This is a genomic window from Exiguobacterium sp. s78, from assembly GCF_018618985.1.
Taxonomy (GTDB): domain Bacteria; phylum Bacillota; class Bacilli; order Exiguobacteriales; family Exiguobacteriaceae; genus Exiguobacterium_A; species Exiguobacterium_A abrahamii.
Genome location: NZ_JACSNB010000001.1, coordinates 689,124 through 708,637, shown reverse-complemented (window position 1 = coordinate 708,637; position 19,514 = coordinate 689,124). Strand labels below are relative to the sequence as shown.

Sequence of the window (19,514 nt, the reverse complement as noted above, 5' to 3'; positions counted from 1 at the left end):
TCCTCACCTCACATTCAATAACAACTGGAGTGCCCGTTTGACATATTGATCTGTCGACAGGACTTCTGCCTGCAACGCTTTTTTGACTTTCTCGACTTCTCTATCACTGTAACCAAGCGCCGTCAGAGCTTCACAAGCTTCATTCAGCTCAGCATTGCCTTGTGCGAACAAGCCTTCGCTCGGTACGTAATCCGGTGCGAGCTCGGCTAACTTTCCTTTTAGGTCGAGCGTCATTTGCTTCGCTGTTTTCTTGCCGACACCTGGGAATTTAACGAGATAACTTTCCTTCTCTTGTTCAATCGCTTCAACGAGCGCATCGACATTCCCTGATGCGACGATCGCGAGCGCTCCTTTAGGTCCGATTCCTGTGACACCGAGCAACTTCGTGAATAAGGCACGCTCACGCCGGGAACGGAATCCAAATAAGACTTCTTGGTCCTCACGGACATAATGATACGTATATACGATGATCTGTTCGTCTCCGGTCCGATAAAAAAACGGGTTCGGTGCTACGATCTTGTAGCCAATCCCGCCAACTTCTACCGTCACGAATTCCGCACAGACATAAGCGACTTCGCCGCGTACGAATTCTATCAATGTGGAACGCTCCCATCTTTAAACAAACTCTCGTGTTATTGTAGCATACATCTTCGTTTGGCTTCAAAGCGTTCTTCACCAAAAATCAATACATATGTTCGCTCTCTCAAACAGAAGACAAAAAAGCGTGATCGTTCGCACGACCACGCTCTCCCCCTTTATTTTATGAACGCGCAAGCATCCGTTCGAGTGCCAACACGGCATGCCGCGTTGTCTCTGCATCGACCGTGATGATGTTGACCGGGTCACCTGCTTCGACTTGTTCGAGCGCCCACGCCAAGTGCGGTAAGTCGATCCGGTTCATCGTCAGACACGGACACATGAACGGATTGAGCGATACGATATCGAGTTCCGGATGCGTCGACGCGAGTCGATTGACGAGGTTCATCTCTGTTCCGATCGCCCACTTCGTTCCGGGAGCAGCCTGTTCGATTTGTTGAATGATGTACGCCGTTGATCCGTTGAGATCTGACGCCGTCACGACTTCATGCGAGCATTCCGGGTGGACGAGAATCTTTCGTTCCGGATCCGTCTTGCGGAACTGTTCAATCTGACCGACCGTGAATTTCTCATGCACCGAACAGTGTCCTTTCCATAAGATGACGCGGACGTCCTGGTCCTCCCCATCAAAAACGAGTTCGTCCTTGATCGGATCCCAAATCGCCATCTGTTCTAACGGAATTCCGAGTGCGTGCGCCGTATTTCGACCGAGGTGTTGATCCGGCAGGAAGAATAAGATGTCGCGTTCAGCAAGCGCCCACTCGACCATCTGGACAGCGTTCGATGACGTCACCGTCGCCCCACCGTGACGACCGACGAATGCTTTGATCGCTGCCGTCGAATTGACATACGTCAACGGTAAAATCGACTCCCCAAATCGTTCCGTCAAGATCGTAAAAGCACGCTCCGTTTGCGTATCATTTGCCATATCCGCCATCGAACAGCCAGCACGCATGTCAGGCAAAACGACCGTATGTGACGCATCTGTCAACATGTCTGCCGTCTCTGCCATGAAGTGGACACCACAAAAGACTGTATATTCCGCTTCTGTCATCTGCTTCGCGACTTGCGCGAGCTGGAGCGAATCTCCTGTCGCATCCGCGAACTGGACGACTTCATCCTTTTGGTAGTGGTGGGCAGGTAAGAACAAGCGACTGCCCATCCGTGCTTTGACCCCTTCGATGATCGCGATCAAGTCTACTTCTGTTTGCTGTAAGTACGACGCCGGAATCCCTTCGTGACGTAATAGATCAAATGACATCTTTTTTTCCTCCTTCGATTTTCATGCTGATATCAAGTGCTGTTGCTGAATGGGTGAGTGCCCCGAGTGAGATGACGTCTGCTCCGCTATCCGCGAAGTCCGATAATGTGTCTACCGTGATCCCACCGGATAATTCGACCGTGATATGCGGTGGAATCAATTGCCGGAGCTGTTTAATTTCTGCTGGTGTCCGGTTATCGAGCATGATGATATCGACTTCTGCAGCCACTGCCTCCAGCACTTCCGCTTCCGTCTCGACTTCGACTTCAATTGGTGTCGTATGACCCGCGACACGTTTTGCTCGCGCCACCGCTTCCGTAATCGATCCCGCTACTGTGATGTGGTTGTCCTTGATCATGACGGCGTCATCGAGACGTCCGCGATGACTATAGCCACCCCCGACGCGAACGGCATGTTTTTCGAGCATTCGTAATCCAGGGGTCGTCTTTCGTGTATCCGTGATTCGGATTCGTCCTGCTGCTACCTCGACCGCTTGACGTGTCTTCGTCGCAATCCCGGATAAGCGTTGCACCAGGTTCAAGGCGACCCGTTCTCCGCTTAAAATGTCCTGTAACGAACCAGACCACTCGGCAAGGAGTGTTCCTCGCGTGACGATCGTCCCTTCCGCTACATGAATCGTCACGTCGACTTGTAAGAGATGTGCCATCTCCCGAATGATGTCGACTCCGCAAAAGACACCGTCTTCCTTTGCTAGAAAACGACCGGTTCCGCGTTCTTGTCCCGTCAGACATCCTTCACTTGTGATATCCCACTTTCCGATGTCCTCGATTAAAAATGCTTCCAGTTGTTGCCGTAACTGCCACTTGTTCAACGTTCTCATCCTCTCCTGTCAACCGACTTCGCGCCCCTTCAAGCAACAGACATGCCGTTACGTGACGTAATCGATTCTCTTCTGCTTCCTGTCCGGATTCGTCTAATGTCCAGCTTTTTAACTCTTCTAAACTATCTTCTATTTGCTTAACATCCATTTCGACACCAATGACCTGTGATAGACGGTCTGTTACGGAACGAAGTGTTCCCGGGCGTCGTTTGACTTGTTTGACTAAAAGTTCCGGTAACAACTCGAGCTGTTCTGCTACTGCTTTCCCCATGACAACACATTCAAGGAGCGAGTTCGACGCCAGACGATTTCGACCGTGAAGTCCAATCGATGCTGTCTCACCGACCGCGTAAAGTCCTTCGACATGCGTCTGCCCCGTCAGATCCGTTTCGATCCCACCCATCAAGAAATGGATGCCTGGTGCAATTTCAACGAGATCCGGATTTATGTTCAGTTTTTCACATTTTTCAACAAACGTTGGAAACCGTTTCGTCCGGTCGACGACGTTTGACGTATCGAGATAGACCGGTTCACATTTTCGCACCTCATGGATTCGTTTTGCGACTTCATCTCGCGCCGCTAAATCTTGCATCGGATGATCCGCCATGATCCGGTCACCATTTTTCGTTACAAGCGTCGCTCCTGCACCTCGTAGTGCTTCCGTGATCAAACCTTCCGAGCGACCAGCATGAACGAGTACCGTCGGATGATGCTGGATATAACCGAGATCACGAATCGTCGCTCCCGCTTCAAAAGCGAGTGCAATCCCGTCTCCTTGAATCAAAGGGTCATTCGTCGACGCCGCGAATAATCCACCCACTCCACCGGTCGCGAGAATCGTCGCGCGCGCCACAATCTCGATCGGCTCCCCATGGCTATATCCGACTGCACCAACTACCTGCCCATTTACTTGAATCAACTCTGTGATACGCGTCTGCTCGAGAATCGGAAATGGTACTTGCGGCATCAACGTCTCCATGATCCGTTTACCAGTCTCGTCCCCGCCAGAGTGATAAATCCGCGGCAAACGATGTGCTCCTTCACGACCGAGCAAAAACTCTCCCTCGGATTGATCGAATGGAACGCCTTGTCGTAACAAGAATTCCATCGCCTCGGTTCCCGATCGGGTAACGTAATCGACGACGGACGGACTGATACGCCCTTTTGCTGCTTGGCACGTATCTTCAAAGTGACCACGATGATTGACTTCTGCATAAGCGGAAGCAATCCCACCTTGTGCTCGAACGGAATTTGTCTCAAACCGCGTGCCTTTTGTGACAAGCAACGCTTCCGTTCCAGGTGGAAGATGCAGGGCAACCGAAATCGCAGCAAGTCCTGTTCCAATGATCAACACATCCGTCTCAAGTCTTTTATGTAAAGACATATGTTTTACACCTCTATATCTAAATGTTTACTATTGACTTGACAATAAGTTTGGCATACTTTTAGCTGAGTGACAAGACGAAAGGACAGGATTTTTTCATGATCTATCTCGATTACGCAGCGACGACTCCGCTGCATCCACAAGCACTCGATCATTATCAACAAGCCGCTCAGTCGTTCTACGGCAACAGTTCTTCTCTTCATGACATCGGTGGGAACGCTGAACGTTTACTCGAACGAGCCCGTCAGTATCTGATGCAACAATTGGCTCAACAAGAAGGAACCGTCATCTTTACAGGGAGCGGATCTGAAGCAAACTACATCGCGTTGACCCATCTGATGCGACAGAGTAATAAATCAGTTGTCTTGACACTTCGATGTGAACACGACTCGGTCTTGCTTCCGCTTGCGCGCTGGGCACAAGAAACACGACACCTTTCTTTATTACCGGACGGAACGTTCGATTGGGAACAATTCATCGCAGCTTGTACGGATGAAATCGGTGTTGTCTCGATTCAACATGTCAATTCGGATACCGGTTTTCGTTTTCCGGTCGAACGGATTGCAGCATATTGTCAATCGCGTGAGATTCTGTTTCATTGCGATGGTGTCCAAGGATTTTTAAAAGATGCAATCAACATCGACGCTTTTGATGCCTACACGATGAGTAGTCATAAAGTGTATGGACCAAAAGGATTGGGCGCTTTGTATTTGCGGCGTCCACTCTTCAGCCCTTATTACGAGGGACACCACGAATTCGGAATCCGTCCAGGCACAGTAGACGTTCCAGGAATTGCCGCGTTCATCGCTGCCTGTGAGGCGTCTCGATTAGAAAATCCAGGAATCCAAGCTTCAAGCCGTCGATTTCGTGGTATGCTAAAAAAAACATTGTCTTCGTCTCGTTACACGATGATTGAGTCGCCAACGCAACTCGCTTCCATCTGCGCCATCCATACGAAGCAACGGGACGGTCAATACGCGTTGCTCGCCTTGAATCGTGCTGGAATCGCGGTTTCCGCTGGTAGTGCCTGCCGGGCTGGAGAAAATGGTCCGAATGCGACATTACGTGCCATCGGCTTTGACGAATCAGCGGCTCATGGGTTGATTCGACTCAGTTTTGGAAGACACACGACGAACGAAGAAATCGAACAGTGCATCGATGTGTTGAACACAATTTCATGACACTGGAGAAAGGTAGGAGACATGATGGGGAAACGCATCTCCGGAGAAGAACGCCGGAAATCATTACTTCGTATGATTGAGGAAAGTGAGCAACCTGTCACAGGAACGGCATTGGCGAAACAAGCAGGTGTCAGTCGCCAAGTGATCGTGCAGGATTTATCATTGTTAAAGGCAAAAGGATATCCTGTCATCGCGACAGCTCGTGGCTATTTGATCAATGATCCGGAAGTCGACGGTTCAAAATTACGTCGCAAGATCGTTTGCCGTCACGGCATCGATCAGTTAAAGGATGAGTGTGACGCTATCGTTGATGAAGGGGTCGTCGTCCGCGATGTGATCATTGAACATCCCGTCTACGGCTTCATCACTGGAGAGTTGATGCTGAAAAGCCGTCGAGATGTCCGCGTATTAATCGAGCAACTAAAGGAGACGCAAGCTACTCCGCTCTCAAGCCTGACGGACGGAGTCCATATTCATACGCTGGAAGCGGATCATGAAGACGCACTGGAAGCCGCCATTGCGAAACTCGATCGTCTCGGAATTCTCGTTTCAGAGCTCGATGTCTGAACATAAAAAAACCGCCTATTCCTAAGGAATAAGCGGTTTTTTTATCGTTCAATCGGTTCAAGTCGTGTCTCCGGCATCGTAGATGGCGGATCGAACGTTGCTAAGACTTTGCGGACGCGTCGGTTTTCGATATGCAAGACGGTCAACGTGACACGTTCATAACGCATCGCCGTTCCGACGTCCGGTAATTGTCCGCTCTCCTCCATGATCCATCCCCCAAGTGACTGGGCGTCCGTGTCCGGCATCGTCAATTGAAATTGCTGACAGAAGTCTTCAATGTCATACTCCGCTAGACATTCGTATTTCTCCGGACCAATCCGTTTTGTATATTCTAACGATTCATCGTGTTCATCCCAAATCTCCCCAACGATTTCTTCTAAAATATCCTCAAGGGTGATCAGACCTGCCGTCCCTCCGAATTCATCAAGAACGACTGCCATATGGGACTGCTTGACTTTGAGTTCCGGCAATAAATCCATCAATCGTGTCTGTGGTACGACGAACGATACCGGTCGAATCCATTCTCGGATATCAACGGAGCCGTTCTTCACGTATGCACGCAGAAAGTCCCGCTCCGATAATACACCAATGACGTGATCAATCGAATCCTTATAGACCGGTAGACGAGAATAGCCGCCCTTCTGGACTTCTGCAAGGATGTCTTCGAGCCGCGCATCGATATCAATCGCTTGAATATCCATCCGTGGCGTCAACGCATCCTCGACCGTCGCATGTTGAAAATCAACTGCTTGATGAACGAGTTCTGCCTCTGCAAGCCCCATGATTCCCTCTTCCTGACTGATATCGACGAGTGCCTTGAGTTCCTGTTCGGTCACGAGCGGTCCTTTCGGATCCGCTCCAATCAACCGTAGCGCCAACTGGCGTAAGCGGAGTAACAGGAAGACAAGTGGTCGAAAGCACAGTAAGAAAAAACGCAGTGGACGTCCGATCAATAACACGTAACGTTCCGTATGTTCACGAGCATACGACTTCGGTATCAATTCTCCGAACAACAGCAACAGGAAAAACAGCGCAAGAAAAGCAACGGTTTGTATTGCGATCGTCTCGACGAACTGGATGATCCACCAGCCACCAAATAAGATAAACGCGATGTTGACGATCGTATTCCCAATCAATATCGAAGTCAGTGTCTCTTCGTAGCGTTGAAGTAAGCGGAATACACGGGACGCACGCGCGTCCCCTGCTTCCGATTGGTGCAACAACCGCAACCGATTGACACTCGCGAGTGCCGTCTCAGCTGAGGAAAAGAACGCAGATAACATGAGAATCGGAATTAACCAAACGACTGAAATCATGGGCAATGGGTCCACGATGCTTTCACACTCCGTTTCCTAATGGAATGAACCGCTTAGAATGATGACTCGACGAATTCGAACTCGAAATCACGGATTCGAACGACGTCGCCGTCGATCGCACCAAGACGACGCAACTCTTCGTCGACACCCATTTGACGCAGTGTCCGAGCGAAACGTTTAATCGATTCTTCACGCATGAAGTTCGTCATCGTGAAGAGTTTTTCGATTCGTGGTCCTTTGATGACGAAGCAATCGTCTTCATCTTTTGTGATCGTAAAGCCAGCTTCTGGTGCTTCGTAACCGTAGACGACACGTGGTGTTGCCGTTTTCTCTTCGAGTTCCTCAAGACCGAATTCTGGTGTCGCATCAACGAGGTCAGCGATTCGGAATAAGAGATCGCGTAATCCTTGACGTGTTGCTGCTGAAATCTCGAATACCTCAAGATCCGGGAAAGCTTCTTTGAAGGCTTCGAGATGTTCTGCCGCATCCGGCATATCCATCTTGTTCGCGACGACGACTTGTGGACGCTCTGTCAAACGAAGATTATAGTCTGCGAGCTCTTTATTGATGATGTTGTAGTCTTCGATTGGATCGCGTCCTTCCATCCCACTCATGTCGATGACGTGTACGATGACTTTCGTCCGCTCGACGTGACGGAGGAACTGATGACCGAGTCCAACACCTTCACTTGCCCCTTCAATCAATCCTGGCAAGTCAGCCATGACGAAGCTACGGCTATCTTCCGTTTCGACGACACCGATGTTCGGCGTGATCGTCGTGAAGTGATACGCTCCGATTTTCGGACGTGCTGCTGAAACGACCGATAACATCGTTGATTTCCCGACGCTCGGGAAGCCGACGAGACCAACGTCTGCTAGCATCTTCAGTTCAAGCTTCAAGTACTTCTCTTCTCCTGGCTCACCGTTTTCCGCGTGCTCTGGAGCTGGGTTGGCTGGTGTCGCAAAACGTGTATTCCCACGTCCGCCACGTCCGCCTTTTGCGACGATTGCTTGTTGTCCGTGATGGACGAGGTCAGCGATGACCGCGTTCGTATCATCATCGTAGACGACTGTGCCCGGTGGAACCTTGACGATTAAATGCTCGGCTTTACGACCGTGCATGCCTTTTGACATTCCGTTTTCACCTTGAACTGCTTTAAAGTGACGTTTGTAACGGAAGTCCATCAATGTCCGAAGTCCTTCATCAACTTCGAGGACGACGTGAGCTCCGTGACCACCGTCACCGCCGGCTGGTCCACCGTCTGGAACGTATTTCTCGCGACGGAACGCTACTTGTCCACGTCCTCCGTCACCTGCTTTTACATAAATATTTACCTGATCGACAAACATGTCGGATCCCTCCTCTTACTTCTCTTCCTCAAACGGAAGACTTTCAATCTCAATCACACACTCATTTTCCGTCTGCGACTCGATTTCCATCGGCGTCACTAGATCTTCAAGGCGCGACATATCTAGTAGATCCCGATAGATCTCGATGGTCACGCCCTCGTGAAAGGTCACGGATACTTCTCCTACTCCTACATCAATCATGGCGATGGCTGCTTCGACGAGTTGCTTCAACCGCTCATCTTCCATGTGGGGTGCTCCGATGACATCATACGTCACAGTTTTGCCTGACCATTCAGCTTGCAGTAACGCCAGTGCGGTTTTCGGCAATCCGATTCGCCCTAGACGCCCTTCCCGAGATGCTTGCTCCCGGTACGCCGAACAGATTGACTCGACTGCTTGTTCGTCTCCGATCGCGCCATACGAACGGACGAGTTGTATCCGGTTCAACCACTCGTGACGAAGAGTCTTCAAAAGATCAAGTACCTGCTGTTCCTCCATCGGTCGTTCCCTCCTAAAAAAAAACAGACCCTAACCCTCGAAAGTGGCTAGAGTCTGCTTCGTCGATCCTTATGCTGGGTAAACGCTGACTTGTTTCTTGTCGCGTCCGAGACGTTCGAAACGAACGACACCAGTTGCAGTTGCGAAAAGTGTATCATCGCCACCACGTCCGACGTTCATACCTGGGTGAATCTTCGTACCGCGTTGACGGTAGAGGATTGAACCAGCAGAAACAGTTTGACCGTCTGCACGTTTCGCCCCAAGGCGTTTCGATTGCGAGTCACGACCGTTCTTTGTCGAACCTACCCCTTTTTTCGATGCGAAGAACTGAAGATTAAGTTTCAACATGTGGAATCCACCTCCTATACTTGTTCAAGTTGGATAAACTCACCGTAACTTTCAGCGATGGTACCAAGTTGGACCAAAGTCGCTTCCAGTAACAATTGGGTGCGCTCACTGACATCCGGTGCTAAGTCAGCGTACGGTTCTACATAAAAGTAGCCACCCTCTTGTTGTTCTGCCATTTCAAGGAGCAGGACCTGCCCGAGTAATGCTTCTATGGCATTGTATGCCCCGAAGATCACCGACGAGACGCCGGCACAGACAAGGTCGAGACCTGGTTCTGCGAACTCGGCATGTCCTGTCACTTCGATGGAGCGGACGAGTTCCGCTTCATCTCGTCGAATCTTGACACGTATCATGGCTTACGCTTCGATTTTCTCGATGCGGACCTTCGTGTAAGGTTGACGGTGACCTTGCTTACGACGGTAGTTCTTTTTCGCTTTCATTTTGAAGACAGTGATCTTTTTCGCGCGAGCGTGTTTGATGACCGTTGCTACGACCTTCGCACCTTCTACGAGTGGAGCGCCGACTTTAACATCGTCACCACCAAGGATCAATACTTCACCAAATTCAACTGTGCTGTCGACGTCTGCGTTTAATTTCTCAACGTAGATTTCTTGGCCAGCTTCGACTTTGACTTGTTTACCACCAGTTTTGATAATTGCGTACATTACGTGCACCTCCTCTTAGGAACTCAGACTCGCCATCACGGGCAGCGGATGCTTTAAAACCCGGTCTGTGCGGTTGTAGTCATTTGGGTGCTTCCAAACGAACTAACGTTATTCAGAATACCAAACGTTCTTCTACCTTGTCAATGCTGTTCTGAAGGATTATTCCGATCGCTTGATGAAATCGAGACAGTCCTGTGACGACCCCGTGAACAGGACCGCTGGATCGCCTTCGAGCACATGGACTTCGAGCGGTTGACGAGAGATGAATTCGTCTTGCAACAGATGCCGTGGTGCGCGAATCACGACCGCTTCCGCATAGGTCGCAATCTCAAGTAACTTCGGTTCAATCAAGCGATAGACACTCAATCGCGTCCACTGTCCGGATTCCTGTGAGCGTTCCTGTAGCGATTTCCCGTGACGTTGTCGTGTCAGTTCACATAAGCCCATCTTCGTAAAGCCATAGACTTCGATTTGTTTCGTCTCGAGCGCCGCTCGTTCTTTGAGGAGTTGCGTCACCCGTGTCTGACCTTTACTAGAGCCACGTAAAAAATCGATCGCAATCATACCGCTAATGTTGCGCAACCGTAATTGGCGCATGACTTCGACGGCAGCCGCTTCATTGATTTGATCAAACGTCCGCTTTTGTTCCTTGACGGAGATCGTCTTCCCACTGTTGACGTCGATGACAGTCATCGTCTCGACCTCTTCAATCAAGAGATACGCTCCCCCGTCAAGCCAGACGACCCGTTGCATCGCCTTCTCGATTGCGCCATCGATCGCTTCCATCTCAGGTAAGCGTCCTTTTCGTAGCGACCGTTCGACGGACAGACCAAGCAATTCCAGGCGTTCCTTTTCCTGACGCGTCATGACGAGCGCATCGGTGACATGTGGAAGTCGTTTTGCTTCCTGAACGATCAGTGCCTCGTCTTGTTCAAGACGCGGTGCCTGCATGAGTTCTTTATGTCGTGTCCGTAATGACTGAAGCTCTTGCTTCAATTCGTCAATTGATGCTTTCGCTGCCTCCGTCCGGTAGAGAATCCCCTCTTCGTCCGTCGTCGTCAATTGCTCCGCCAGTTGACGCTGAACGACGAGATCCAGCTTTCGACTGAAACGGATGCGTCGCCCGTACGGGAAATAAACGAGATAACGTCCACCATAGGTGATGTTCTGCGTCACTTTGTGTTGTTTCGGTGCGACTCCTTCCTTGACGACCTGGACGAGTAACGTCTGTCCGACCTGGACGGCTTGTCCGATCGTCGGTACGTCCGGATAGCGACGAAGTGCTTCCACCGTTTCATTCAGCGGTAAGTAAAGCGGTGTGCCGTCAGTCGCAATCAAAAAGGCTGCTCCGAGCGTCGGATGCAACCGGTCGACCTTGGCATAGACGAAAGTGCCAACCCGGATCTCGTCGCGCATCCGCTCATGATATTCAATTAATCGACCGCCTTCGACCAATGCCAATCGTTCAAGCGAAGCGGTCTGTTCACTAATCCATCGCATACTGATCCCTCCAAAAAAATTAGACTAGGCGCGACGATGTCGTCCTAGTCTAATTTCCCATTCTTATTTCATCCCAAGCATCTTCTTCAATTTGACGAAGAACCCTTTTTGCGGTTGTTCATTTAAATCAAGCAGTGGTACAGATTCGCCGAGAATCCGGCGAGCAATGTTCCGGTAGCCGAGTCCAGCCCGGTTATCCGGATTCATCGTCACAGGCACACCACGGTGGGAAGCGGCGATGACTTCTTCATCATCGATGATCAGACCAAGTAGATCAATCGAAAGGATACGCATGATCTCATCGATGTCGAGCATGTCACCTGATGCCATCATGTGTGAACGCACCCGGTTGATGACGAGTTTCGGAACGATGTTTCGTTCTGAGCGCTCGAGCATCCCGATGATCCGGTCCGCATCTTGAACGGCTGCTTTTTCCGGTGTCGTCACGACGACGGCTTCATCGGCTCCAGCGATCGCATTCATGAAGCCTTGTTCGATTCCGGCAGGGCAATCGATCAAGACGAAGTCGTATTCGAGTTTCAGTGTATCGATGATTGCCTTCACCTGTTCGGGTGTGACGGAGGACTTATCCTTTGATTGAGCAGCAGGCAACAGATACATCTCTTCAAAACGTTTATCGCGGACGAGCGCTTGGTGCAACTTACATTGCCCTGTCACGACGTCAACGATGTTATAGATACTCCGGTTATCGAGACCAAGCACGATATCCAGATTACGTAACCCGATATCCGTATCAACGAGGCAAACGGAATGTCCCATCAATGCAAGTGCTGTTCCGATGTTTGCAGTCGTCGTTGTCTTTCCGACGCCACCTTTACCGGATGTGACGACGATGGCGCGTCCCATGTTCGTCTTCGCCTCCATATGTACCTGTTCTTTCACTTGTTCCATATCCGTCACCCTCTTTCACTATCAATCGCAAACTGATCCATCCGCGCGAGCGGAACGGTTTGAAGGCGGGAGAATTCCACCCCGTCTTCGCCTAAAAATGCACAACCCATATCGAGAGCAGGAATCGGTGCGTCGTCCGGTTCTTCGTGGACGGTGCCAGCGACTGCGACCCATTTCGGTTGCAATACACTCGCAGCGATGACGGCTTCCGTATTGCCACCTTTACCTGCATGAACGGTACCACGTAAAGCACCGAGACAATAGATACTTCCTGTCGCATGGACGACCGCACCCGGATTGATATCTCCGATGATGACGATCGATCCTTCGACGTCTAATACGTGCCCACTGCGTGCCGTTCCACCGAAGTAATGAAACGTTCGCTCTCCGTACAAGGCTTTTGCCTCGTCCTTCGTGATGCACTCACTATCATAGCCTTTGAAAGAGAAGGAATCATGTCGCGCGACGATAGATTCGACGGCCGTCAACACCCCTTCATCGACATAACGTCGACCGAAGAAGAAGGTGATCGGTACGGCGCGTCCGTTCTCGACGGATTTGTCCGCAAGCGTCAACTCTAAATCGTCAAGAAATTCATCCACACTGCACCTTTCATTCACATAGACGGCGAGGCCACCACGATGACCTTTCATCGTTACATAACGTTTACGCTCAATCATGACTCATCCTCTTTTCTCGTCAAGGGTCGACTGCACGAGTCGGGTCATCGGATAATACAGGATGATGATCCCGATCAACTGCGCAACCAGACTCCTTGGAATGATCTGTGTCGCGAGCTCCTGGAAGGAGACTCCGACACCCACGACCGAAGCCGTGAAGAAATATATATCGAGCTCATACAAAATGGCACTGAACGTGAACGTGACAAGAATCGTCAATACGTTCTCCTTTACATATTTTAGCACGAAGCTACTAAAAAGCGGAATGGCGGATAACGCAAATAAGTAAATGCCGATGATATCGGAATACACGAAATCATACAGCAATCCGAAAACGAGTCCGAATCCGAGTGCCTGTTCAAGTTTTCCGTACCGACCGAGGAACATCAGACCGATCAATGTCGCATGGATGACGTACGGCGAACCATCTCCGAGTGGTCCTGCGAACAACGTCCCTTCTAAGATAAAAAGAAGGAACACGGCGAAAAACAACTTAACGTTATTCACGAGTGTCCCCTCCCTTATCGGTCTCAGCGAAAGGTTCCTTCGCTTCGCGCTCAATCACGAAGACATGACCGAACTGTTCGAAGTCTGCTGCCGGTTTGACGTATGCGATTTTTGAAGCCCCATACTGATCGGATTTCACTTCCTCGATTTTTCCGATGACGATTCCGCTCGGATACTTTCCACCGAGACCGGACGTCGTGACGGTCTGCCCTTTTTTCAGCTTCGCATCATTCGGAATTTTCGTGAACTTGAGTAATTTCGTCTCTTCATCAAAGCCTTCGATCGTACCGAAGACCCCTTTTCCTTTCGTGTCGTCTGCCGTTGCCGAGACATTATTCGTCCGACTTGTATCCGACATCAACTGCACGAGGGATGTATAAGCACTCGCCTGGATGACGCGACCGATCAGTCCATCTGCTGTTACGACGGCCATATTCGGCTTGACTCCTTTTTGTTCGCCGATGTTAATCGTGACGAACCGTTGCCATTCGGACGATGTCCGACCGATCATCTCTGCCGGTAACAATTTGTAGTCGCGAATCGATCCGTTCAGGTCGAGCATATCCTTCAATTCTTTATTCTCACGTTCAAGATCACGGACTTTGACGGCATTGCCGGCGTAGTCACTTAAGCGTGATTTCAAGTGTTCGTTCTCTTTGTACACGTCACGCACTTCTTTAATCGAAGTGACCGTATCATCAATCCAGCCAATCGGTGTCGCGAAAAGGCGTTGACCGACGCCCACGGTATCACGCACGAAGCTTTGATACCAGTGGGATTGGTTACGCCCTTGTAGCGAAATCCCGATCAAGATCACCAAAAGGAGAAAACTAAGGAGTGTGATGAGCAGTTTTCGATTATTTAAAAATCGCTTCATCGCTCATCCCGTCCTTATCTTTTTTGCGAGATGCCTGATTTCGAACGAAGAACATTCATCATCTCGAGTGATTTTCCTGTACCGATTGCGACACAATCGAGTGCATTTTCTGCAACGAGTGTCAAAATACGAGTTTCGTCTTCGATGACAGCGTCGAGGTTCTTCAAGAGTGCCCCACCGCCTGTCAAGACGATTCCGCGGTCCATGACGTCTGCTGATAATTCAGGAGGCGTCTGCTCAAGTGTGTGCTTGACACCTGCAAGAATCGCTTCGACCGTATCCGAGAGTGCGTCACAAATTTCCGCACTTGTGACTTCGATCTGTTTCGGAAGACCTGTGACGAGGTCACGTCCACGGATTTCCATCGTTTCGTTTTCTGACTCTTCATCGATGCGAGCGTAACCGATCGTCATTTTCAACGTCTCAGCTGTCCGCTCCCCGATCATCAAGTTGTATTTCGATTTGATGTAACGAATGATCGACTCATCCATCTCATCACCACCGACACGGATCGATTGGCTCGTGACGATACCACCGAGTGAGATGACAGCAACTTCTGTCGTACCACCACCGATATCAACGACCATCGAGCCTGTTGGTTCTGAAACCGGAAGACCAGCACCGATTGCTGCTGCGAATGGTTCTTCGATTGTATAAGCTTCACGCGCACCTGCAAGTTTCGCTGCATCTTCGACCGCACGTTTTTCGACCGATGTGATACCACTTGGTACACAGATCATGACGTTCGTCTTAGAAGAGAACAAGCCTTTTTTCTTCGAAGCTTGATCCATGAAATATTTGATCATCGTAGCGGTTGTTTCATAATCCGCGATAACCCCGTCTTTCATCGGGCGTCGTGCAGTCACGTTACCCGGCGTACGACCGATCATGTTTTTTGCCGCGTTACCGACAGCTTCAATTTTCCCTGTATCCGTACGGAAGGCGACGACGGACGGTTCGCGGACGACGATTCCTTGCCCCTTTACATACACAAGCGTGTTAGCCGTACCTAAGTCAATGCCGATTTCACGGCTGAATGATCCAAACATTATTCAAAAAACCCCTCTCTGAGAATACACTTCACTAATTATAACGGAAAAGCCTTCATTGGAAAGCGTTAAAACGTTACAGCTTGTTTACAGTTCGCCTTAGAAAACACACAAAAAAACGTCTGACGGAAAGAATCGAAACTTTCCCTTCAGACGTTATTCTTACATAAATCCGCGCTGTTTCATACTAATAAATTGTCCATGCCCGATGATGATGTGGTCAAGACAACTGATTCCAATGAGTCGTCCCGCCTCAACGAGCCGCTCGGATACCTCGATATCTTCCCGACTTGGCGTCGGGTCACCAGACGGATGATTGTGGACGGCGATGAAGTTCGCAGCCGAGCAGCGAATCGCTTCCCGGAAGACGTCTCGCGGGTGGACGATCGACGTGTTCAATCCTCCGATGAATAACGTCTTTTTCGAGACGACCTCATTTTTCGTATTCAAATACAGGCAGATGAAGTGTTCCTGCTGATAGAGGCGCATCTCTTCTAACAACAGTTCCGCTGCGTCTTCCGGTGAGCGGATCGTCGGCCGCACCCATTTCGGTTCCGTGACGAGACGACGACCAAGTTCTAGTCCAGCCATGATTTGTAGTGCCTTCGCCTTCCCGACCCCAGGTGCTTTTTCAAGTCCGCCGACTCCCGCTGCCTCGAGTTCGATCAATGAAGGATAGATGTGCAGTAATTCTTCCGCGATTTCAAGTGGTGTCCGGTCGCGCGTCCCACTTCGGACGAGACACGCCAGCAACTCGACTGTCGTCGCTTGTGCCAAGCCTTTCAACTGAACCATATCCTTCGGCCATTCAATCACAGCATCCGACCTCTCTGTTTCAGAATTACGCAAACATCGGCTTGATTTCAAAGGACGCGAGACGTTTTGTGATCTCGTGGATCGGCAGTCCGACGACATTATAGTAATCGCCCTCGATCGCCTCGACGAACAGACCACCCATCGCTTGGATGCCATAGCCACCCGCTTTATCATAGGGCTCGTTCGTCGCGATATAGCCTTCCATCCACTCGTCTGGTAATACACCAAAACGGACGTGCGTCGTCACGTCGAACGTCTCTTCCTTCTCCCCGAAGCGAATCGTCACCCCTGTCACGACTTCATGAGCGCGTCCTGACAGACGAGCTAGCATCGCCCGCGCTTCAGAAATATCCGCCGGCTTCTCAAGAATCATGTCATCGATCGCGACGACCGTATCAGCAGCCAGAATGACACCATCTGCTGTAATCGCTCGCGCTTTCTTTTGAGATAGATGACGGACGTACTCGTGTGGTGTCATCGGGTACGGCGCTTCTTCGACGACATTCGCTGGTACGACTTCATGAGGAATGCCGATTTGTTGTAGGAGCTCCGTCCGCCGTGGTGAAGCCGACGCGAGAATCAAGTGTGGTTGCGTTATCATCAGTATCACGTTCTTTCCCGTTAATTTCGAATCGGATAATTCGAGTCATCGTTTAGTCTAACAAAAAACAAGCGGTCCCTAACAGAGTAGGAACCGCCAAATGAACCTTAATTTCCTGTCACATCGACAAATGGATCCGACTTCGGTGTCTTCTCCTCGAGTGGCGTTTGTTTATCCGGCGTCAACTTCGTCAAATCCGGACGATAATACGACTCGATCTCGACTGTGAATGAGAGCATCTCATCCTCAAGTAAGACTGTTCCACTGCCTGGACCCGGCTCTTCCGGTCCCGACAACTGGATTTGGCGTAAGACCGTGATTCGATCCGTCCGCTCGATTTGCTTCAGGAATGCCATTAATTCAACATACGACGGGGCTTCGACTGTTAGTGATGCCGGAAGCGGTGTTGCATTCGCTGTGACCGGTGCTACGGCAGTTGTTTCAGCCTGATCTGATTCCGTCGCCATCGCTCCGTCAACTGCAGGCGTTGATGTCACCGGTGACTGCGGTGCTGCCTCTGTCGCCTGACCAAACGTGATCGACTGGACTTTGACACCGGCAATCTGACTCGACGCATTAATTGCATCGATGACGTCATCGTTTGACGCCGTCACCGGAACTTTTTGCTGCAAAAAGCTCGATTCAGCGACGTCGACTTTCTGTTCGTTCGCTTTCGCTTGCTCGAGTACCATCTGTTCTCGCTTCAACGTCGCTTCTTTTTCTTGCAACGTTTGGTGTGTCGTATACGTCGTATAACCGAAGTAACCAACCGCACCGAGGACGATCAAGATCGTTAGACCGAGGAGGATGAAGCTACTATAACGTTTCAATTGTCCGGCACCTCCTCGATTTCAGTCGTTACATTCGGATCAGTCGTCTCCGTCGTATCGGTCTCAGGAGTCGCTTCCGTCGAGCCATCCGTTTCCGATTCAGACGGCTGATCTTCTTTTGGTACTTCCGGATCAGCCTCGTTCGTCTCACCTTTGACGACTTCCGTCGGGTTGACGTTTAACGAGAATTGTCCGATATAACGGGGTTCTTCTGATTTAGCATCGTCAGACGGTGTAATTTCCGTCGTCGGGACTTCTTGTCCGGTCGTCGGATCAACCGTCGTTGTCGTGACGACGTCTGCCTTTTCATTCATCGTTCGTGTCGTCACGCTGGCAAGATTCGTTCCTGAGAAGACTTTATCCGTCAGTAGCTCGCGATAAAAATCGTTCAGTTCATCAAGCGTCTCGAATTGTGTCGTCATCGTCACGGCATGATCTGCTCCATAGGCGAATTGAAGAATGTAACCGCGCTCCGGGAGATAACGGGTAATCCGCTCAAGTGTTGGTACAGCAGGACGAGGCGTCGTTTCGAGTCCTTCGACCGTCTGTTTAAGTTGTGCAACTTCTTGTTTCGCCGATTGATCCGATTCCGACTGCAACTGACGGACGATCTGGATTTGATCGTTCGTCGATTCGACGCGGTCCGCGAATTGATCGGTTTGCCAGTAGAGATAGCCACCGGCGAGTCCTCCGAACAATAAGAGGATCAATGAAGCGACGAGTGGGTACTTCGGTGCTTCATCGTTTTCCGGTAACAAGTTGATGCGGTCTTTTCGCGGTGAAGCAAGACCAGCGAGTGGTAAGTAGGCCCGTGGAATCGACTGTCCGTCAATCGTCATCATGTCTGGAATCTCATCAAGGTTTAAATCGAAGTTTGACCGGAAACGCGTCGCCAGTTCATCACGGAACGGGAAGTCGCCGGCAAGGACGACGTTCGTGATTTCCCGTCCTTCGCGCGCGAGTGAAAAACGATAGAAATCGAGCACTCGTGAGAACTCGAGCAACATCTCGTCTAAGACGAGTTCGACCGTCGGATCATCTGAACGGTAACGGTAATGCAGTTGGTCGTCGATGACATCAACATCCCACGCGTCAGCCGCAAACGTATCAACGGAGCGAATCAAACGCGGCACGTGATCTTCGATGATGATCAGCTGATGGTTTGTTGCATTCGCATTCCAGATCAATAACGTATCGGCTTCCGTTGCGACCGGATGATGGGCTTCAATCCCGAAGTAGGTTGCGAGCGGTTGTGGTTCAGCTGCGACCAGTCGTAAATGCTTTTGTTTGAACAGTTGCGTATATTGCTTCAGCGCCTCGTTTGGCGCGGCATAGAGCATGATTTCTCGCTTGCCGTCTTCTTCCAGAACCGTGTAATCAAAATACGGTTCTTCAAACGGCAAGACGATACTATGTCCAATTTCCATGAATAAGTAACCGCGAATTTGATTCGTCTCGATCGTTTCCGGAATATCGAGTTTCCGGGCGAGAACGAGTGAACCATCAAGCGCCAGCACCGCTTGCGAGCCACGTGGTACTTTCAGCTTCGTCAGTAACCCGTCAAAGATGAAATCAAGCGAGGCTTCCGGTTGCAACCAGCCTCCTTGCAGTGTTCCCGGCGGCAGCGCGATGACTGCCCGGCGCTTAATGACGCCTTTTTTGACGACTGCACCGAAAATTGCGACATCGGTGAAATTAAAGTAAATATATGTACCTTTACGCCGTTGCGCCATAT

Annotated in this window: 22 protein-coding genes and 1 other annotated feature; of the genes, 2 read left to right on the top strand and 20 right to left on the bottom strand. The window is 50.4% G+C overall.

The genetic code is table 11. From position 1 onward, the window contains the following. Window positions 1-3: 3 nt before the first annotated feature. The 4 genes from ruvA to KNQ18_RS03445 all read right to left on the bottom strand — a co-directional run bounded on the left by ruvA (window position 4) and on the right by KNQ18_RS03445 (window position 4,083). Window positions 4-597: a Holliday junction branch migration protein RuvA gene (gene ruvA, locus KNQ18_RS03460; RefSeq protein WP_023468936.1), complete on the bottom strand. Its 594-nt coding sequence runs from the start codon at window positions 595-597 to the stop codon at window positions 4-6. 163 nt (window positions 598-760) lie between these two features. Then, window positions 761-1,858, bottom strand: a complete 1,098-nt coding sequence (nadA, locus tag KNQ18_RS03455; protein ID WP_215083850.1) for a quinolinate synthase NadA — start codon at window positions 1,856-1,858, stop codon at window positions 761-763. Continuing rightward, window positions 1,848-2,690 carry a carboxylating nicotinate-nucleotide diphosphorylase gene (nadC, locus tag KNQ18_RS03450; RefSeq protein ID WP_215084803.1) on the bottom strand — a complete coding sequence of 281 codons (843 nt, stop codon included), beginning with the start codon at window positions 2,688-2,690 and terminating at the stop codon, window positions 1,848-1,850. Before nadC ends, nadA begins: the two co-directional genes overlap by 11 nt. Then, window positions 2,614-4,083 carry an L-aspartate oxidase gene (locus KNQ18_RS03445; RefSeq protein ID WP_215083849.1) on the bottom strand — a complete coding sequence of 490 codons (1,470 nt, stop codon included), beginning with the start codon at window positions 4,081-4,083 and terminating at the stop codon, window positions 2,614-2,616. The genes nadC and KNQ18_RS03445 overlap by 77 nt, the downstream gene beginning before the upstream one ends. Window positions 4,084-4,181: 98 nt before the next feature. Between KNQ18_RS03445 and KNQ18_RS03440 the strand changes: the two genes are divergently transcribed. Together KNQ18_RS03440 and KNQ18_RS03435 are read left to right on the top strand one after the other, a co-directional pair. Beyond that, window positions 4,182-5,264, top strand: a complete 1,083-nt coding sequence (locus KNQ18_RS03440) for a cysteine desulfurase family protein (protein WP_215083848.1) — start codon at window positions 4,182-4,184, stop codon at window positions 5,262-5,264. A gap of 24 nt (window positions 5,265-5,288) precedes the next feature. After that, window positions 5,289-5,831, top strand: coding sequence for a transcription repressor NadR (locus KNQ18_RS03435; RefSeq protein WP_058703836.1), 543 nt, complete (start codon window positions 5,289-5,291; stop codon window positions 5,829-5,831). Between the two features lie 41 nt (window positions 5,832-5,872). Here the strand turns inward: KNQ18_RS03435 and KNQ18_RS03430 are convergent, their stop codons facing one another. From KNQ18_RS03430 to KNQ18_RS03355, 16 genes are all read right to left on the bottom strand, one after another. Further along, complete coding sequence (locus KNQ18_RS03430; RefSeq protein ID WP_251133290.1) at window positions 5,873-7,147, bottom strand: hemolysin family protein; 1,275 nt, start codon at window positions 7,145-7,147, stop codon at window positions 5,873-5,875. A gap of 53 nt (window positions 7,148-7,200) precedes the next feature. Then, window positions 7,201-8,496 (bottom strand): GTPase ObgE, encoded by a 1,296-nt coding sequence (gene obgE, locus KNQ18_RS03425; RefSeq protein ID WP_050677601.1) that lies wholly within the window; start codon window positions 8,494-8,496, stop codon window positions 7,201-7,203. 15 nt (window positions 8,497-8,511) lie between these two features. Continuing rightward, complete coding sequence (locus KNQ18_RS03420) at window positions 8,512-8,994, bottom strand: Spo0B domain-containing protein (protein WP_047393635.1); 483 nt, start codon at window positions 8,992-8,994, stop codon at window positions 8,512-8,514. Between the two features lie 69 nt (window positions 8,995-9,063). Continuing rightward, window positions 9,064-9,342 (bottom strand): 50S ribosomal protein L27, encoded by a 279-nt coding sequence (gene rpmA / locus KNQ18_RS03415; protein ID WP_012370976.1) that lies wholly within the window; start codon window positions 9,340-9,342, stop codon window positions 9,064-9,066. 14 nt (window positions 9,343-9,356) lie between these two features. Beyond that, window positions 9,357-9,695, bottom strand: a complete 339-nt coding sequence (locus KNQ18_RS03410; protein WP_023468945.1) for a ribosomal-processing cysteine protease Prp — start codon at window positions 9,693-9,695, stop codon at window positions 9,357-9,359. A 3-nt stretch (window positions 9,696-9,698) separates the two neighbouring features. Beyond that, window positions 9,699-10,007, bottom strand: coding sequence for a 50S ribosomal protein L21 (gene rplU / locus KNQ18_RS03405; RefSeq protein ID WP_012370978.1), 309 nt, complete (start codon window positions 10,005-10,007; stop codon window positions 9,699-9,701). Window positions 10,008-10,022: 15 nt separating this feature from the next. After that, window positions 10,023-10,092, bottom strand: a sequence feature (ribosomal protein L21 leader region). 74 nt (window positions 10,093-10,166) lie between these two features. Then, window positions 10,167-11,507 carry a ribonuclease E/G gene (locus KNQ18_RS03400; protein WP_064299552.1) on the bottom strand — a complete coding sequence of 447 codons (1,341 nt, stop codon included), beginning with the start codon at window positions 11,505-11,507 and terminating at the stop codon, window positions 10,167-10,169. A gap of 63 nt (window positions 11,508-11,570) precedes the next feature. Beyond that, entirely contained in the window at window positions 11,571-12,374 is an 804-nt protein-coding gene (minD, locus tag KNQ18_RS03395) for a septum site-determining protein MinD (protein ID WP_029342255.1), read from the bottom strand. A 50-nt stretch (window positions 12,375-12,424) separates the two neighbouring features. Continuing rightward, window positions 12,425-13,099, bottom strand: coding sequence for a septum site-determining protein MinC (locus KNQ18_RS03390; protein ID WP_035406484.1), 675 nt, complete (start codon window positions 13,097-13,099; stop codon window positions 12,425-12,427). A gap of 3 nt (window positions 13,100-13,102) precedes the next feature. Continuing rightward, a complete protein-coding gene (gene mreD / locus KNQ18_RS03385; RefSeq protein WP_023468949.1) occupies window positions 13,103-13,606 on the bottom strand; it encodes a rod shape-determining protein MreD in 504 nt (167 codons plus the stop codon). Beyond that, a complete protein-coding gene (gene mreC, locus KNQ18_RS03380) occupies window positions 13,599-14,483 on the bottom strand; it encodes a rod shape-determining protein MreC (protein ID WP_029342257.1) in 885 nt (294 codons plus the stop codon). Before mreC ends, mreD begins: the two co-directional genes overlap by 8 nt. A 14-nt stretch (window positions 14,484-14,497) precedes the next feature. After that, complete coding sequence (locus KNQ18_RS03375; protein WP_029342258.1) at window positions 14,498-15,532, bottom strand: rod shape-determining protein; 1,035 nt, start codon at window positions 15,530-15,532, stop codon at window positions 14,498-14,500. Window positions 15,533-15,694: 162 nt separating this feature from the next. Further along, complete coding sequence (gene radC / locus KNQ18_RS03370; protein ID WP_050677672.1) at window positions 15,695-16,327, bottom strand: RadC family protein; 633 nt, start codon at window positions 16,325-16,327, stop codon at window positions 15,695-15,697. Window positions 16,328-16,373: 46 nt separating this feature from the next. Then, entirely contained in the window at window positions 16,374-16,949 is a 576-nt protein-coding gene (locus tag KNQ18_RS03365; RefSeq protein ID WP_215083846.1) for a Maf family protein, read from the bottom strand. Window positions 16,950-17,056: 107 nt separating this feature from the next. Continuing rightward, window positions 17,057-17,779, bottom strand: a complete 723-nt coding sequence (locus tag KNQ18_RS03360; RefSeq protein ID WP_215083845.1) for a YfgM family protein — start codon at window positions 17,777-17,779, stop codon at window positions 17,057-17,059. Then, on the bottom strand, window positions 17,776-19,512 hold the full coding sequence (locus tag KNQ18_RS03355; protein WP_215083843.1) for a type IV pilus biogenesis protein PilM: 1,737 nt from the start codon (window positions 19,510-19,512) through the stop codon (window positions 17,776-17,778). The genes KNQ18_RS03360 and KNQ18_RS03355 overlap by 4 nt, the downstream gene beginning before the upstream one ends. Window positions 19,513-19,514 lie beyond the last annotated feature (2 nt).